We start from the raw sequence: 17,362 nt of genomic DNA, 5'->3' as shown, positions 1-17,362 counted from the left end.
TATATTAAAACCACCAGCAACATAGTTTATTTAAATTTCAGCTTGTTATTCAACTATAAAGTCTTTACTCACCATTTCATTTCCATTAAGTAAGATTGTTATTGTGTGCGTTCCACAATAATGTTTTCTCGTAGATAAGTCTTTAAAAGAATGGGTTTTATTGTAGTGTAATGGTTTCGTTTGATCAACATGATTCTCACTTACTTTAAAAATTTTCTTTGAACGACTACCGTTTGCTTTCACATAATCAATTTTATATTCAATGCGAATTTTGGAAGGTGTTGTCTGATTACTTGTAACTTTAAATGAGAAGTGCAAGTCTTCTCCAATACTTAATTTCTCAGAACTTATTGCAAAATCATCAATCGAAACTGAATCTGCTGAATCAAATCCAAAGATCGACATTGCTTCCTTGTTCCCTTGTTTTAATAATGTTCTACATGCATGCTTAACGATCCAGTTCGTATATGCATTTGTTCCGTACCAGCTTTTAGCTAGATCTAATACAAGATTCGGATGGTCTCTTGAAATGTCATTTATATTATTCGCTACACTTTTACGAACATAAAGAGATTCATCTTCTTTTAAATTCTCTAAGATTGGTAATATTGGAGAGGGATTATTCTTTAGACTTTTTAGCACCATTCCCCAAGGTAATCTTGGTCGGCTCCCTTCACTTGCTAACCTTCTTACATGTTCATTTGGATGTTTAGACCATTCTAACATTTGAGCCATCATTTTTTCTTCATCTTCAACAATGAAAGGTCTAACTGCAAATTCTGATGTAGAATGTTGAGTAAATAATGCTAGTGCTTCAATCGATGAATCCCAATTTGCTAGACCATATACTTCTACAAAATCAGGAAAGAAGATACAGCCTAAATTATTTTTCGGAAACATATTTACTATTTGCTTTAATATGCTAAGAGCTTCTAGATAATCTTTTGGTAAAGTATCTCCTAAACAAAGCGTAATATGTCTCATTCTTTCTTTCAGTGTTTTTTCAACCCATTGTGCATTAAAAACTAATTCAGTAAATTTCTTATCCGCAAAATCTGGATAAACTTCTTTAATTGACTGAGCAATTTTAGATATAAATTCTTCGTTATAAATATCTTTTAAAGCGTTAGCCATATACATTCTCCATTATCTTTATATAAATTCACCTAACTGTGTAATTTGTTGTGATATACATTCCTGTACTTTTTGAATATGATTCCGATCAACAACTGCAATTACACAAGTAGCTGGGCCAGCTGATTTTTCTATTAAAGTAGGTTCATTCTCGTAAATTTGAATGTCCTTATTATGTGTTTTACTTAATTGTTTTAATTCATATTTCACACCTTGAGATCCGACAGGCAAAATATCTTTTACACCTGGAAGAACCGTTAACTGTTTTAACGATTGAAAATTAATGATTTCGTTTAAATTTTCATTTATATCTATTAATACTTCTTGTCCAACTTTAGGATATCCAATTAAGATAGCTACATCACCCTTATTTACATAGGGCCTTTCAAAAGGTTGATAGATTTCTCCCATTACTGTAATCCCTAATGCTGTTTGTAAAGTAGGAATATTTTCTTCTGTACTTCCAGTAATATCAATATCTAATGCTTCATTAAAAAATTGAACCTCATTATACTCTTTAATTGCCTGTTTAATGCCTGATAAAATAAGTTTTCCTCTACCTTCCATCTCAACACATAATGTATTAATAAGCAAAGTCGGTTTTGCACGAAATGCTAATGTTTCAAATAGGCAAACGCGTGATGTTAAATAACCCACGATTGACTCTTCCACCTTTACAATATCTAATTCGCTCATTCCAATTCCACCACAACTATCACAAGCAATTGTAAAATATCTGGATTCATCAATTTGTAATAAAGTTAAATCCCTATACTTGGAAACGTGCACGATTCATCACCCTTTGAATTATGTATGCAATGATAATGTTCACCGCTGAAACAAGTGTTAAAGGAAGTACCATTAACTGAAAAAAGCCAATCACTGTCACCGTTTCATCTAAGTATCCAATTAAAATACCACTTAAAAACGTAGCGATTGGACCGTTCAGCAAAATCGCTACGCTGATTGCTATTACATCCTTCGAGCGCTTATATAACACTCCAAATAGCCAGACGATACAAAACATTTGGAATGCAATCAATACATGCATCGGTACTGTCAGTGGAAAACCAGATGTAAACGAAGAAAGTAAATGACCTACTGCTCCAACGATTGCACCTGCAATTGGAGATATTAGCATGGCTGCCAAAAATGCTGGCATAGAATCTAACGCAATCGTAGAAAAAATTTTAATATTAGACAAAACTGCACTAATTGAAATAAAAAGTGAAAGTATTACAAGTCTTCTAATCTCCAAATTCCTCATCCCCATATTCGAGTTGACTTATATTTTTGATATATCCAAATCCATCATTATATATTATTTCTATTACACACCCATTACTTGTATAGAACTTCCAAAATTCCTTTAAGTCTAAATCCAATAATGCTAAAATGATTAATTTTATAATGCCACCATGTGAAACAATGACCGCATCTTCATTCCTATTGATTAAATCTTTGCAAAATGAACTTACCCGATCAAAACAAATTTTTAAACTTTCACCATTTGGAATTTGAAAATGAATGCTATCTTGAATCCAAGACTCTAGTATATCTGGATACATTCGAGTTAATTCTTCATATGTTTTATCTTCAAAGATTCCAAAATTCGTCTCACTTAACCTTGAATCTATAATTTTAGTAGTTTGTAACAATCTTTCAATTTCTTCGGCAAGCTTCGTACATCTTTGAAGTGGACTAGAATATAATGAATAAGTCGATGTAGGAGAGATGATATGTAAAAGCTTCATCATAACTTCTACAATTTGCTGTTCCCCAAGCACCGTTAACACATAATCAGTTGATCCGGCATAAACCTTTTTCATATTCCCTTCACTTTCAGTATGTCTTACTAATAATATCTTCATATGAATTTACCACCAATTAGGACAAGGCATAAAAAGCACAACTGAGAAAATTCAATTGAAAACCCAATGACATCCCCCGTTATTCCATCAAGTTTACGATTGATTCTTTTAATAACTGCAATCATGACTAAGTATGTAAAGATGAGTGCTACAATCACCTCAAACTGGTGAAAAACAATACTTCCTGCACAAATAAGTACTGTAAAAAAAATAAAAACTATTAATGACCTTGTATTTTTCGCCTCTATAATAAACTGATTTCCAAAGCCTTCTTCTCTAGCATAAGTACTCATTCTACATGTCCATAACGCGATCTTGCGACCTATTATTGGAAATACAATGATGACAAAAACGGTGCTTTTTGATAAAAATATCCAATCACCTAGTAAGAGCACGATTAATGAAACAACTCCAAATGTTCCGATTCGACTATCTTTCATTATTTCTAGTATTCTTTCTTTAGAGCGATGACTAAAAATACCGTCACAAGTATCTGCTACACCGTCAAGATGTAATCCACCAGTTAAAAAAATATAGAATACGATGATGAAAAATGCACTAATCTGATTCTCTATATTTAGTAATTGTAAAAGCATAAATAAGCCGCCTATTAAACAGCCAAATATAATACCTACTAAAGGAAGCATCCGAATACCTTTTCCAAGCTCTGATTCAATAAATTGAACATTCTTTACTGGAATGGTTGAAAAAAAACTAAGGATCATCTTAAATCGATTCATTATTTTACCTCTATTTAATTCGTAATGGAATACCTGCTGTTACGAGTATTACTTCAGTTGCTTTAGACGCAATCAGTTGATTCATTCTTCCTGCAATATCTCTAAAAATAATACCTAATCGATATGAGGGTACAAGACCAAAACCAACCTCATTGGAAACAATACATAATGTTTTTTTATTACGCTCACATACATCAATTAGCTTTAAAATCTCTTCTTTAATTCTACGTTCAAGCTGTTCAATTTCCTCATTTGTAATATTGTCAAAATCAGTATAATAATCAAACATGATATTTGTAATCATAATCGTTAAGCAGTCAAATAAGATATGATTTACATTTTGAAAATTAAGATTCGTTTCTAGTAATTGAAAATCCTTATATTGCTCAATTGTATACCATTCTTTTTCACGATCTTGTTGATGTCGCTTAATTCGATTCACCATATCCTCATCGGTAGGAATTGCCGTTGCAATATATAGTACATCATTCAAACTTCCTTGCATTTCTTTCATCCGTTTTTCAGCATACGAGCTCTTTCCACTTCGTGCGCCACCAATTACAAGAATCAAACTGTTTCACCTCGAATAAACCTCAAATTTTCATAAAAACAAATACCCCATAATGGGGTATGAACTTATGTATTGTTAAAATAATCGTAAGCTACATCCTGAAACCTCGTCAAGGACTAGTGTGTAAGTCTGATGATTAATCATTTGATCCTGTATGTTATTTCATGTTTTTAACAAGTCGCTTTTTTCATAAAAAAAGAAGGTTATTTATTAACCTTCCGTCTTTTCTATTTACCTTTTATATGTTTGATTTTCTTGTATATATACATCAACATCTATATCTTTTACTGAATCCTTTTTTAATTCATTTATTTCTTTTATATCCCATTGCTTCGAATGATATCGAAAAGTCCTTTCAGTTATATTCAACAGATCTGCATCAATATCTGTTGACTTTGTTAAAGTTACATTTAAATCATCTTTGATTTTATCTTCAATCAATTTCTGTATTTTTTTCGTACCAAGTGAATTTTCGTTTTGTTCTACAATTGCTACAGCATTGATTTTGATTTTATATTGAGGCTCTTTTTCGTTTAATACCTTTATTCTAGATTTTGATTTACTAACATCTAAATTAAGCTTTTCCTTTTCAAAACTAATATTAATTACATCATTCTTTTGTTCTAGCCACCTGACACCAATTAGATCTCCTGATGTAACGAATCCACTATATTTTTTATCTAATAAAATATAAGCACCATTCACATAAGCAATTTTTTTCTTTACATCTTCTTCATAATTTTCTTCATTCATTGCTAAAGAAGGAATTAGTATGGTACCTACTGGTTCATTGTATCTTGAAATATAATCTAAGTATCTTATATTTGAAATGATTAAGTTTTTTCTATCCTGTTGAAGCTGAGGCAGATCAAGAACTGTATATAATGTTGGTAGATTAAAGAAACTTTCACTAGAAAAAATGTCCTTTATGTCCTCCTCCGTTCCAAATAGCCATGTATTATATCGTAATAATGACTTTTGACTAATAAAAGCATTCACATTCTTCAGTTGTTTTTCAATTATATTCTTACTGAGTACGATACTGATAACATGTCCTAAATAGAGTGGTAACGGAGCTTCCTGTTCTAATTTGTTTAAAGCTAACTGAATAGAGGCGCCAGTTGCTTGTCCTATTAAAACTGGTGGAGCTTCAACTAGTGATCCACCTTCCTGCTTAGCAATATTTGAAAAGTTTAACGCCTGAAATGTAACGATATATTGATTATCTTTAAAATCAAAACCTAGACCAGTAACAAAGGTCTGGGCTTGAACTAATTTTTCTCCCCAGCATCCTGATAACATCAATAAATGAAAAATAAGAAGTACAATCGCAACCGCTTTTTTCATTTTTTGTTACTCCTTTTTCCGCGTATCATCGATTGGATCTAATGATTGATGACGTTTTTTCAAAAATTTCTGAGGGAGTCTAAAAACCATAGACATAATGTCAAATTTATTAGGTTTTGTAGCTGTTAAAGCGTATGGTTGACCAAAGCTAGTTAATGAAGCCACATGTGTTAATATAAGGAAAAGTGCTGAGAAAAAACCTAATAATCCTAGAATTGTAGAGCAGATAAGGACAAATACTCTAAGGATCACAATATTTCCAGCTATATTTTGATTAACAAGTGTATAACCAGATATTACAGTTATCGCAATGACAACCAACATCGTAGGGGAAGTTAAACCCGCTCGAATTGCTGCATCTCCAATGAATAACCCACCTAATACTGCAACTGTTTGCCCGACAGCTTTTGGTAAACGAACACCCGCTTCTTTAAATAATTCAAAAAAAGCTAACATGATAAATGTTTCAATAGTTGATGATAAGGGTAACCCTAATCTGGAAACTGCGATTGTTGCAATATAAGGGTAAGGTACTTGATCTAAATGATATGTAACCAAAGCTAAGTAAAATCCAGGTAATAGAATTGTTGTAAATAAAGCTATCATCCTTAGATAATGTACTAAATTAGAATAAAAAAAACTGCCATGAATATCTTCAGGTGAATATAGTAGTTGATTAATGCTAGTTGGCCCGACTAAACAAGTAGGATTCCCATCCACTAATATTCCAAATCTCCCTTGATTTAATGATTGAACAATATAATCTGGTCGTCCTGTATGATCCATTAATGGAAAAATAGAAAAAGAATGATCATATAATAATTCTTCAATTTCATAACTACTAACAACAATATCAAGTTTAAGTGAACTTAATCGTTCTTTTACAGTAGAGAGGATTGTTGGATTTAGAATATCATCCATATAAAGTAAAATGACTTTTGTCTTACTTCTATCACCGATGAAAAACTCTATACTTTTTAGCGACGATGTCTTTAATCTTTGTCTTATTAATGCCATATTGTCAGAGATATTTTCAACGAAACCATCCTTTGGACCTCTGACCGATGTTTCAATATTTGATTCCTCTGGAGATCTCTTCGGAGGACTAGCCGCCGGAATTAAGAAAATATCATTTAAAAATGAGCTTAAAATAACTAAAGTCCCTGAAAAAAGCTCCTCTTCAATTTGATTCAAGACATCTTTTTGTTTATCAATTTTATTCGTTTCAACAACATTACTAATCAATTCATAATTTAGCATATTTTCTTTTTTTACAATTTCATATACCTTCGGAAGTACTTGACTTATGTATTCTGTACTCACTAAGTTATGACAATAAATTGCTTTAATAAAATGTAATGTTTCACCATCATTATAAGATTTCGTACGAATTTTAATATCTGAAGAATTTTCAAAAGAGTCTAGTAGATCTATCAAGTTTAATTGATCTATTGAAGTTAATTCATTCATCATGAAGTTTCACCTTTTACTGTCATAATAATCAATAAAAATACCATTGTTATACACAGGAAAATTAAATTAATTAGAAAATAATAATGATGTAAGAAATAAAAAAATGAAGTCCCTCCCCAAGGAATCATTGCTCCTACCATAATAAACAAATATAACATTGGAAGACTCCACTTTTTTGTTCCGGTATGATTTAGAATACTATTTGCAATAAAACCGCTAAGGCTAATACGAATAAAAGTACCTGATATCCACTGGAAAATTGAAAGAAAATCTAATCTTGTAATATGTAATCCTAGCGTTAAAATTCTCCATTGCTCATACGCTGGGTTTCTTAGTTTTTCTGCCTCACTAGCCCCAAACTCTGTAATGGCACCAATTAACGGTCCTAGTATTAACATTAACAACACACAGCTAACAATGAATAACCACTTTTTCTTTAACTGATCAGATAGAAAAGGTGTTAAAAATAATATAAAAAGAATTTCAAAGAACCCTGAACATGTATATAAGAAACCTTGAAGATAGTCTTTATATCCATTTTCAAAAATAGGAAATAACAATTCATAATTTTTATTGTGAGTATTTCCTATACCAACTAGAAAACCAAAAAACACTACAATTGGTAATATGACCCATGCAATCGAACTAATTGTTCGTATACCTTTATATGAAGCGTAAAAACAAATAAAAGTAAACAGAAAAACAACAAAAAAATCAGGTACTTCTTGTGTATAGTTTGTATTCGCCCAATAAAAAGTAGTTTTCAGTGAAATGTAAGCAGTAAACAAAAAATAGATAATAAAAATACCAGCAAAAAGATAATAAAATGGTTTCTTTAACACCTTATATAATATAGAAAGCAAATCTTCATTGTTCATTTTCTGATAAACAAAGTAAAGTAAGAAACTCCATATTAAAAATGGAATAATACTAGAAATAACAGTTAACCATGAATCTCTATGCGATGAAGATAGAATACTTGGTAGAATTAAAACATGTAACATAAAACCAGTAGACATGATGAGTAGTATGTATATATGAACAGATTGAATCACCTTATTATTCATGACAATCCCCTTAGAAACTTTTATTCAAATAATGTAACCAAAATAAAATACATTTATGTAAATAATTCCAGTTCTCACTAAAAAAGAGAAGCCAAAAATGGCTCCTCTCTTACACAACTCATATACTAACTTTATTCCTATTACTTCAGCCCTAACTCAGTTAAAATACTGTCCAATGTAGCCCCTTTATATGAATTTTTAGCTTTTGGCGCATTTGAAACTGATAGATTTGTCTCACCGAAGTTCTTTACGATATAATTCATATCTTTTACATCAACCACTTTGTCAAAGTTTACATCTGTGGTTACTTTATTTGTTCCCCAATATTTTTGGATTTCAATCGCATCTAGGACATCAATTACATTGTCTTTATTTACATCTCCAGCTGCTGCTAGATCTAATAAGTAACGAAGCTGTCTACCCATTAAATCGCCACGAATATTATCAAATAATGGATCCATTTTTTGAGTCATTGTAAAGTGTCCTGGTACATCTACCTTTAATGTATATGGTTTGGAATCAACCTTAACTCCGTCAAATGCATAGTCACCTTGTTTTGAAGTAATTGGCGCTTCTAATATAGTTTTACCGTCGTATGATGTTAATGTAATTTTTGCACCAACTGTTCTTTGATCCACTGCATAATTTGTTTCACCTGTAGTTGGATTCTTTGCACCTTCAACTTGTAGTGTTCCTGTAAGTCTAGAAATTGTTGGTTTTACTTGATAGTCTTCAATATAAGTAAATACATTGTTTGTCACTACATTCGATTGGTTAATCGTTGATCCGCTAATATTCCACGACTGAATTGCAGCTCCTGTTGTAAAACTTTTATCAAGTGTTTTTACATCGAAATTAAATAGTTGTAAATCTTTTGGTAACTTGTCTTCACCTAAATACGTAAAAGTAAACGTGTATTCTGATAAATCCGCTGAAATAGCTTTAGATGTTACTGAAATCTCTGCATCACCATATTGTTTAACTGCATTATTCACTTTTACATTTTCAATGATTCCTTGGTTATTAAGTACTCTCATAGATATTTTAGTCGTTTTCAATTTTTGTACATTATTTGAACTGACTGAGTAATTTACTGTATCACCAGTTGTAATATTCGTTTGATTTGCTTTTAAATAATAATAAGGTGTTGTATTTTTAACAAACACTACTTTTAGTTGAGCAGTAGGGTTTAGCGCAGCATCCAAACCATAGAATGTTAATGGTAAAGTTGGATATTTACTATCTACTAAAATTTGATCTTTATAATCACCATTTTTATCCACATGAATTGGTTGTGATGGGAAGAATGAGTTGTACGTGTAAACAAATGTATTATCTGATTGATCTACAGGTATACCATATTGGCTAGCTGCTTCATCGATTTCCGGATCATTTATATTTAAATGGAAGTCATATAAGAATTGTCCATTTTCATCTAGTTGACTATCTTTATATTCAATTAGCTTCTTCTCTAATTTATCAAAGCTAGATGTTAATTTTGGCACCCCATATTCCAGCATAAAGTCTTTTGCAGCAGCAAATGATTTTCCACTTGGACTAGTTCCAACTAATCTTAATTTATAATGTCCTGGTTTAATTAATTCGTATTTACTACTAATTGGATTTTTGGCATCTCCTGTGAATGGATAGTAAGTTGCTCCAACAAGTCTACCAATATTGTAAACTTGATTTTCTGCCATTACTGAAGTATTGAATGAACCAATTAAACCTAAATCTTCCCCGGTTGTCGGATCTTGAATCACCACATCTAGCGTTTTCATATGTGTTTTTAATGCAACTTTTCCATCCATAAATGGATACGCATAAGTTGGATTTGTAATTTTATTTGAGTAAAGTGGGTTAATTAAATCAAATGTTTGGATACCCTCTTCTACAACACGTACGCCAAATGGGATTTGATATTGCTCAGTTGGGTCTGCATTATTTGTGAAAGTAATATAGCCTTCATATGTTCCTACTTCAGCTGTTTTTGGTATGTTTAAGCTATATTTTATCGATTTTGAACTAATTCCATTTAATTTAACTGATGAAGGTCCACTTAAAGTAACGTTATTTGAAACGGCATCTTTTGAACCTCTTAATCCTGTTTGATACTTCACATCTACACTAAATGTTTTGGCTTTTTCACTTCGATTTTTCAATGTAATATTACGAGCTTCTGAAATATCATTACCATCAAATCCAAATGAACCAAAGCTCATTCCACCAGTTAATTCATTAATCATTTTTTGTTTTCCATTTACAATTGTTGGCGTTTGATCAACAACTTCTAATTCTACATTTGAATGAATTGCTTCATACGCATCAACTCGCCCGCTACCTATTTCAAATACGCTATAAGCGTTTGATAATGGATCCGCAGTATTCATTAAAATTGATTTAATATCTGCTGGTTCAAGCCCTTTATTTGATTGGAGTAATAAAGCTGAAACCCCTGCAACATATGGTGTCGCCATTGACGTTCCTGATAAGCGCTCGTATGCGTATTGATAATCTTCTGGTTTTGTACCGTCACCCGTCTTATTGTTTACATAAAATGGAACAGTTGAAAGAATTGATACACCTGGTGCAGTTACTTCCGGTTTAATATCGTAATTCACTCGAGATGGTCCCCTTGAACTAAATGCAGCTAATTCATCTGAAGCTGTTTGAATTTTAGAAAATTCGCCGAATGTAAACTCATTTTTACCAGACTTAATGGATTCTGTGATTGCTAAACCTTCATCGTATGAAACTGAGAAGGAAGGAATTGCATCAACCGATTCACCTAAAAATGCTTGAATTGCCCCTTCATTTTTGTTTTCAACATTGTTAGCCATTAAAACGCCTACAGCACCAGCCGCTTTTGCATTTTTGATTTTATCAATTAAGGCAATCGTGCCACGATGGATATAAGCAATTTTTCCTTTTACATCTTTACCTGCAAAGTCAGCCGGATTTGCTAATCCAACATCTACAAGTTGATATGCTTTTCCTTTCAAGGTTGTTAAATCATCTGAGTAGTTTTGTGCTAATTGTCTTACATTGTAGTCAGTACCATTTTGCTTTCCACTATATTGATAAAGATCAATTGCCACTGATGAAGCGCCGACTGTTAATGCTAATGCTGCAGCTCCAGGAGAACCTAATGTATCCATTTTGTCTCCATTATTCCCCGCTGCTACAACAGTCGTTACGCCACTAAGCACAGCGTTATTAACTGCTACAGATGTTGCATATAGTGGATCATTTATTGAGGCACCTAATGACATATTAATAACATCCATGCCATCTTTCACTGCTTTATCAATCGCAGCAATAATATCATCACTTGCACCACTTCCACCTGGACCAAGTACGCGGTAAGCATACAGATCAGATTCTGGTGCAGCACCTACTTGTTTATATTCACTATCTGATACACCTCTCCCACCTATAATACCTGCAACATGTGTACCGTGTTCAGTATAATAGTCTGCACCATTTGCAGATCCTGGTTTTCCAGCCTTTACCCAATCCGTATATGTAGTTTCCATTGGATCACTATCATCATCTACAAAGTCATATCCGCCTTTATATGCGTCTTTTAAGTCTGGATGATTGTAATCAATACCTGTATCAAGAATACCTATTTTAATGCCTTTTCCAGTTAAACCCTCAGCATGCAACTGATCTAATCCATCATATGGTGTATAGTTCGCAATATTAAACTCATCTGCTTTTAATTCTTCAGTTTTTTCTAGCTCTTTTGGAGGATCAACCGTAAATTTTTCATTACTCCAAACTGTTTTAACAGCTTTTGATTTTAATAGGTTTTTTATTTGATTTGCTGGTAGATCCAATGCAACACCATTAAATGCGTGTTTATAAGAGCGTTTAATCTTAAAGTCTACCTTCTTATTGTTCTCATCCGTTAATACTTGTCCCACATCTTTACTAAAAGTTACATGGTCTTGCTCAGCTAATTTTGATGCTTCTACTTCTGTTAAAGACTTTCCTTCAACCTTAGCTTCGACTTGGGCAACTTTTGCTGGTTTATTAGAAAACTCTACAATAACTGATGTTAGTCTAGTAGTCGTTTGATCAATTTCCTCAGAAATTTGTAGTCCAGTCTGTTCGTTCGTTGAAAGTTCTTTAAGTGCTGCTCTTTGCTGTGAAGTTAAATTAGCAAGAATTGTTTCTGTCTTTGTTTTACTTGCAGCGATTGACACATTTGTCACTTGTGATAGTGGAGCCATAACAAAACTTGATGATAGAGCTAAAACCGTAAAGCTTTTTAAAAACTTTTTCTTTTCTACTCTTTTCCCCATTGTTCATCCTCCTAGAAATCTCTCAACTAAAAGTAAAGTTTAATGATTTTTGTAATTTGAATACTAAAGTTAGCAAACCCTTCAGAAATCATTTTCTTCTATTCACTAAAGCTTACTTTGTCTATTTCAATTATCAAGAATATCCAAATTAGGGTCAATTGGGTTAATGATCCCCTAAAATAGCAACGTTTCACCATACCCTTTTTCAAAATTTGGCATATTCTCTTATAAAAAATGATTAAAAAAACCCAAGATAGCCCAAATTTTAATAAAAAAAGAGAAACCATAAAAATGGTCTCCCTTTTCAAGTCTAATTACCTATTTTATAAATATTTCACTACTTTTTTCCCTGTCCTACTTCATTCCTAGCTCTTTTAAAATACTGTCCAATGTTTTTCCTTTATAGGAATTCTTAGCTTTTGGCGCATCATTCACAGTCGGATTTTGTAATCCAAAGTTTTTGATAACGTAATTCATATCCTTAGAATCTACTACTTTATCAAAGTTAAAATCTGCAGATGCTTTGTTAGTTTCCCAGAAGTTTTGTACTTCAATTGCATCTAAAACATCAATTACATCATCTTTATTTACATCCCCAGCAGCCGCTGTTGATAAACTATATCTATACCACTTACCGATTGTTTCCCCACGAACTTCATCAGATAAAACAACTTGTTGATTCATCGTAAAATGACCAGGTACATTTACAGTTAATGTATAGGCATTTTTATCCGGTTTAATTCCATCAGCATTATATGAACCATATTTGTCGATAATTTGGGCTTCAACAACTGTTTTTCCATCGTAGGAAGTAACTGTTACTTTTGGGTTAGCTTTACTTAGATCAACAGCATAATTCGTATCACCAGTAATTGGATCTTTTCCACCCTCAACTTGTATTACTCCTTGTATTCTTGAAAAAGTAGGCTTAACTTTAAAAATTTCCATATAAGCATAGACATCTTTCGTCTCTACATTTGCTTGATCAACCGTTGAAGCACTCATACCATACCAGTAAGGACTATCTTTCGTAAACTTGTCAGACGTTTTTAGGTCAAAATTAAATAACGGTAAATCTTCTGGTAATTCTTTATCACCTAAATAAGTAAAAGTAAAAGTATAATTCGATGGTGTAGAGACTAAACTAACCTCCGCGTCACCATACCTTTTAACTGCATCATTTACGACTACATTTTCAACTGAAGCGTAATCATAATTTCTCATTGTAATTTTAGTCGTTTTTAACTTTTTGACATTATTAGAACGAACAGTATAGTTAACAACATCACCTGTATTAACATTTTGTTTATTTACTTTTAAATAGTAATAAGGTAAATTTTGATCCACAAACACGACTCTTAACATATTAGATGCATTTGCAGTAAAGTTTCTCGCTGCATCAAAACCATAAAACTGAACTTGCAATGGTGCAGATTGCTTTCTCACTAAAATTTGGTCAGTGTAATTTCCGTCTTTATCTGTCTTTATTGGATTCGCAGGAAATGGACTATTGTAAAACGAAACAATCGAGTTACTTGATTGATCAAGACCTAAGTAAGCTGCTTCTTCTGTTTCTGGATCATGTAAGTTAATGTTAAAGTCGTATAAGAATTGTCCATTTTCATCAAATTGACTATCTTTATATTCAATTACCTTTTGATCTAACGAATCAAAACTAGACTTCATTTTTGGAGCCGCTAAGTCATAGATGAAATCTGATACTTTTGAGAATGATTTCCCTTGATTATTCGTTCCAACCATTTTTAATTGATAATGACCTGGTTTTGCAAAGCTCGGTTCATTACTTATTGGATTTTTAGAGTCTCCTGTGAAAGGATAGTAAATTGTATTAAATCCTCTTCCAATAAAGTACAACTGATTTTCATTTAGTGTAATCGGTGTAAATGAACCAATTAAACCAAGGTCTTCCCCTGTAGTTGGGTCATGTAATAATACATCCAAAGTCTTCATTTCAGATTTTAAAGAGAATTCAAAACCAAGAAACGGAAACGAATTTGCTGGCCATGAAGTATCTGTTGAAAACGCTGGATCTGCTTTAAAGAAATCAATTCCTTCATTCACTACTCGTCCACCGAATGGAATTTGATATTGTTCTGTCGGATCTGCGTTATTCGTAAACGTAATATATCCTTCATACGATCCTTTTTCTGCTGTTTTCGGAATGTTAAGTTTGAGATTAATAGTTTTTGAGCTAATTCCATTTACCTTCACTGAAGTAGGAGCATCTATCGTTACATTGTTTTTTGTCGCGTCTAATGATCCTCGAGTGCCTGTCTGAAATTTAACATCTACGTTAAACGTTTTCGCTTTTTCACTACGATTTTTTAGCGTAACATTTCGTGAATCCGATACATCTTGATCATCAAATCCAAATGAACCAAAGCTAATTCCGCCTGTTAATTCTTTTATTGTTTTTTGTTTTCCATTTATCATAGTCGGTGTCTTATCAACAACTTGTAATTCTACGTTTGAATGAATTGCTTCATAAGCATCAACTCGACCGCTTCCTACTTCAAACACACTATAATCCTTTGATAATGGGTCTGCAGTATTCATTAAAATTGATTTAACATCAGCAGGTTCTAGGTCTTTATTTGATTGAAGTAATAATGCTGATACACCTGCTACATAAGGTGTAGCCATTGAAGTACCTGATAGTCGTGCATATGCATACTTATAATCTTCCGGTTTCGAACCATCGACGGTTTTATCATTTATATAAAATGGAACTGTCGCAAGAATTGAAACACCCGGAGCTGTTACTTCTGGTTTAATATCATAATTCACTTTAGAAGGACCTCTTGAACTAAAAGCTGCCAATTCATCAGATGCTGTTTGAATTTTACTAAAATCACCAAATGTGAATTCTGTTTTACCGGCCTTTATAGCAGTTGAAATCACTTGTCCTTCTTCAAATGATACTGAAAACGAAGGTATCGCATTCATTGATTCACCTAAAAATGTTTGGATTGCTCCTTCTGCTTTATTTGCTTCATCATTTGCCATAATCACACCTACAGCACCTTGAGCTTTTGCATAAGCAACTTTAGAATCTAATGTATAAACGCCTCGGTTCATAAATACAAATTTCCCTTTTACATCTTTACCTGAATAGCCATTTGGATCACCAAGGCCTACATCAACCATTTGAATCTTTTTCTCTTTTAAATCTGAAAGGTCATCCTTATAATTTTTCGTTAATTGTCTTAACTTATAATTTTTCCCCTCAAGAGAACCAGTATATTGATAAATTTCAATTGCAACAGATGAAGCACCTACCGTTAATGCCAATGCGGCAGATCCCGGAGAACCAAGTGTCCACATTTTATCACCGCTATTCCCCGCAGCTACAACAGTTGTAACACCACTTAAAACAGCATTGTTTACGGCAATTGAAGTTGCATAAAGTGGATCATTTAATGTTGCGCCAAGAGACATGTTAATAACATCCATTCCATCTTGCACTGCCTTATCAATTCCGGCAATAATGCCTTCACTCGTTCCACTACCATAAGGTCCCAATACACGGTAAGCATAAAGATCTGCCTCTGGTGCAGCACCAATAGATGAATACTCGCTATCTACTACTCCACGTCCACCGATAATTCCCGCTACATGTGTACCATGTTCCGTATAATAAGTACCTCCGTTTACTTCTGGTTGACCTGATTTCTTCCAATCCTCATATGTTGTTTCCATCGGATCATTATCGTTATCAACAAAATCATATCCGCCCTTATATCCATCCTTTAAATCTGGATGGTTATAATCCATTCCAGTATCTAAAATACCAATTTTAACTCCTTTACCTGTGTATCCTTCTGCATGTAAACGATCTAAACTATCATATGGTGAATAGTTTGCTACATTAAATTCATCAGCTTTTAATTGCTTATTTTCTTGGTTCTCAACAGGTGGATCAATTGTAAACTTCTCATTACTCCAAACCTTCTTAACAACTTTTGATTTTAAAAGATTTTGAACTTGATTGGCTGGTAGACTCATTGAGACTCCACTAAATGCATGCTTATATGAACGATGAATCTTATAATTTATTTTTTTTTGTTTATCATCAGTTAATACTTGTCCAACTTCATTCGTAAAAGTAGAATGATCTTCATCAACTAATTTTGAAGCATCCTTTTCAGTCAATGTTTTCCCTTCTACACCTGCTTCAATCTGTGCTACTTTCGCAGGTTTATTTGTAAATTCAACGATTACATTTATTTGATTTGAAGATGTCAAATCTATGTCTGAAGAAATCTGTTGATCAGAACCCTCATTAACTGACATTTGATGTAAAGCATTTCTTTGTTCAGTTGTTAAATTTGCTAATATATCTTCGGACTTCGTATTACTTGCTGCTTTAGTAACCTCCATTGTTTGACCAAGTGGAGATAAAACAATACTTGATGATAGGGCTAATACTGTAAGGCTTTTTATTAACTTCGTTTTCTCTACACGTTTCCCCATTTTTCTTCCTCCCATTTATCATTGTCTAAGATCTACTAAAAAATTGAACGATGTATTGAAATCAATGACTTACTCTTGAACTTCAATTTCACCTGAACAAACTTCATTTGTATTAGTTTTATTATGAAAAATAAGATGGGCATTATCAATTGGGTTATTTATCTAGGATTCTATCAATGTCTTCGCTGTTTTCGACACGAATCAACAAATTCTCCTACGAGGATTCACCATAAATAAACCAATTTTTTATTTTTCTATTTGTTTTATAATGACTAATATAATGTAATGTGTTTAAAAAATTTTACGCAAAATAAAATAAATACATAGAAGTCTAGTTAGGTCTAAACATCTATGT

General features: G+C 32.6%; 11 protein-coding genes. All 11 read right to left on the bottom strand.

Annotated elements, in window-relative coordinates; translation table 11 throughout:
• Nucleotides 1-45: 45 nt before the first annotated feature.
• Entirely contained in the window at nt 46-1,134 is a 1,089-nt protein-coding gene (locus CAB05_RS09875) for a DNA alkylation repair protein (RefSeq protein WP_087999679.1), read from the bottom strand.
• An 18-nt stretch (nt 1,135-1,152) separates the two neighbouring features.
• A complete protein-coding gene (locus CAB05_RS09870) occupies nt 1,153-1,923 on the bottom strand; it encodes a hypothetical protein (protein ID WP_087999678.1) in 771 nt (256 codons plus the stop codon).
• Nucleotides 1,904-2,392 (bottom strand): ECF transporter S component, encoded by a 489-nt coding sequence (locus CAB05_RS09865; protein ID WP_158093235.1) that lies wholly within the window; start codon nt 2,390-2,392, stop codon nt 1,904-1,906. Before CAB05_RS09865 ends, CAB05_RS09870 begins: the two co-directional genes overlap by 20 nt.
• The gene (locus tag CAB05_RS09860) at nt 2,382-3,005 is read right to left on the bottom strand and encodes a histidine phosphatase family protein (RefSeq protein ID WP_087999676.1); all 624 of its coding nucleotides are present in this window, start codon (nt 3,003-3,005) and stop codon (nt 2,382-2,384) included. The genes CAB05_RS09865 and CAB05_RS09860 overlap by 11 nt, the downstream gene beginning before the upstream one ends.
• A complete protein-coding gene (cobS, locus tag CAB05_RS09855; protein WP_087999675.1) occupies nt 3,002-3,745 on the bottom strand; it encodes an adenosylcobinamide-GDP ribazoletransferase in 744 nt (247 codons plus the stop codon). Before cobS ends, CAB05_RS09860 begins: the two co-directional genes overlap by 4 nt.
• Before the next feature lie 10 nt (nt 3,746-3,755).
• Nucleotides 3,756-4,316: a bifunctional adenosylcobinamide kinase/adenosylcobinamide-phosphate guanylyltransferase gene (gene cobU / locus CAB05_RS09850; protein ID WP_087999674.1), complete on the bottom strand. Its 561-nt coding sequence runs from the start codon at nt 4,314-4,316 to the stop codon at nt 3,756-3,758.
• 231 nt (nt 4,317-4,547) lie between these two features.
• The gene (locus tag CAB05_RS09845) at nt 4,548-5,663 is read right to left on the bottom strand and encodes a Ger(x)C family spore germination protein (protein ID WP_087999673.1); all 1,116 of its coding nucleotides are present in this window, start codon (nt 5,661-5,663) and stop codon (nt 4,548-4,550) included.
• A 6-nt stretch (nt 5,664-5,669) separates the two neighbouring features.
• Nucleotides 5,670-7,136, bottom strand: coding sequence for a spore germination protein (locus CAB05_RS09840; RefSeq protein ID WP_087999672.1), 1,467 nt, complete (start codon nt 7,134-7,136; stop codon nt 5,670-5,672).
• On the bottom strand, nt 7,133-8,203 hold the full coding sequence (locus tag CAB05_RS09835) for a GerAB/ArcD/ProY family transporter (RefSeq protein WP_087999671.1): 1,071 nt from the start codon (nt 8,201-8,203) through the stop codon (nt 7,133-7,135). Before CAB05_RS09835 ends, CAB05_RS09840 begins: the two co-directional genes overlap by 4 nt.
• 140 nt (nt 8,204-8,343) lie before the next feature.
• Complete coding sequence (locus tag CAB05_RS09830) at nt 8,344-12,513, bottom strand: S8 family serine peptidase (RefSeq protein ID WP_087999670.1); 4,170 nt, start codon at nt 12,511-12,513, stop codon at nt 8,344-8,346.
• A gap of 354 nt (nt 12,514-12,867) precedes the next feature.
• A complete protein-coding gene (locus CAB05_RS09820) occupies nt 12,868-17,007 on the bottom strand; it encodes a S8 family serine peptidase (RefSeq protein WP_087999668.1) in 4,140 nt (1,379 codons plus the stop codon).
• Nucleotides 17,008-17,362: the final 355 nt, after the last annotated feature.

Source organism: Gottfriedia solisilvae (assembly GCF_002128405.1).
GTDB lineage: Bacteria > Bacillota > Bacilli > Bacillales > Bacillaceae_G > Gottfriedia > Gottfriedia solisilvae.
This window is presented reverse-complemented; position numbering and strand designations above follow the sequence as displayed.

Excerpts from the sequence above, each read along its gene's own strand:
- CAB05_RS09875 (WP_087999679.1), bottom strand. The coding sequence starts at position 1,134 with ATGGCTAACGCTTTAAAAGATATTTATAACGAAGAATTTATATCTAAA.
- CAB05_RS09860 (WP_087999676.1), bottom strand. The coding sequence starts at position 3,005 with ATGAAGATATTATTAGTAAGACATACTGAAAGTGAAGGGAATATGAAA.
- cobS (WP_087999675.1), bottom strand. The coding sequence starts at position 3,745 with ATGAATCGATTTAAGATGATCCTTAGTTTTTTTTCAACCATTCCAGTA.
- CAB05_RS09845 (WP_087999673.1), bottom strand. The coding sequence starts at position 5,663 with ATGAAAAAAGCGGTTGCGATTGTACTTCTTATTTTTCATTTATTGATG.
- CAB05_RS09840 (WP_087999672.1), bottom strand. The coding sequence starts at position 7,136 with ATGATGAATGAATTAACTTCAATAGATCAATTAAACTTGATAGATCTA.
- CAB05_RS09835 (WP_087999671.1), bottom strand. The coding sequence starts at position 8,203 with ATGAATAATAAGGTGATTCAATCTGTTCATATATACATACTACTCATC.
- CAB05_RS09830 (WP_087999670.1), bottom strand. The coding sequence starts at position 12,513 with ATGGGGAAAAGAGTAGAAAAGAAAAAGTTTTTAAAAAGCTTTACGGTT.
- CAB05_RS09820 (WP_087999668.1), bottom strand. The coding sequence starts at position 17,007 with ATGGGGAAACGTGTAGAGAAAACGAAGTTAATAAAAAGCCTTACAGTA.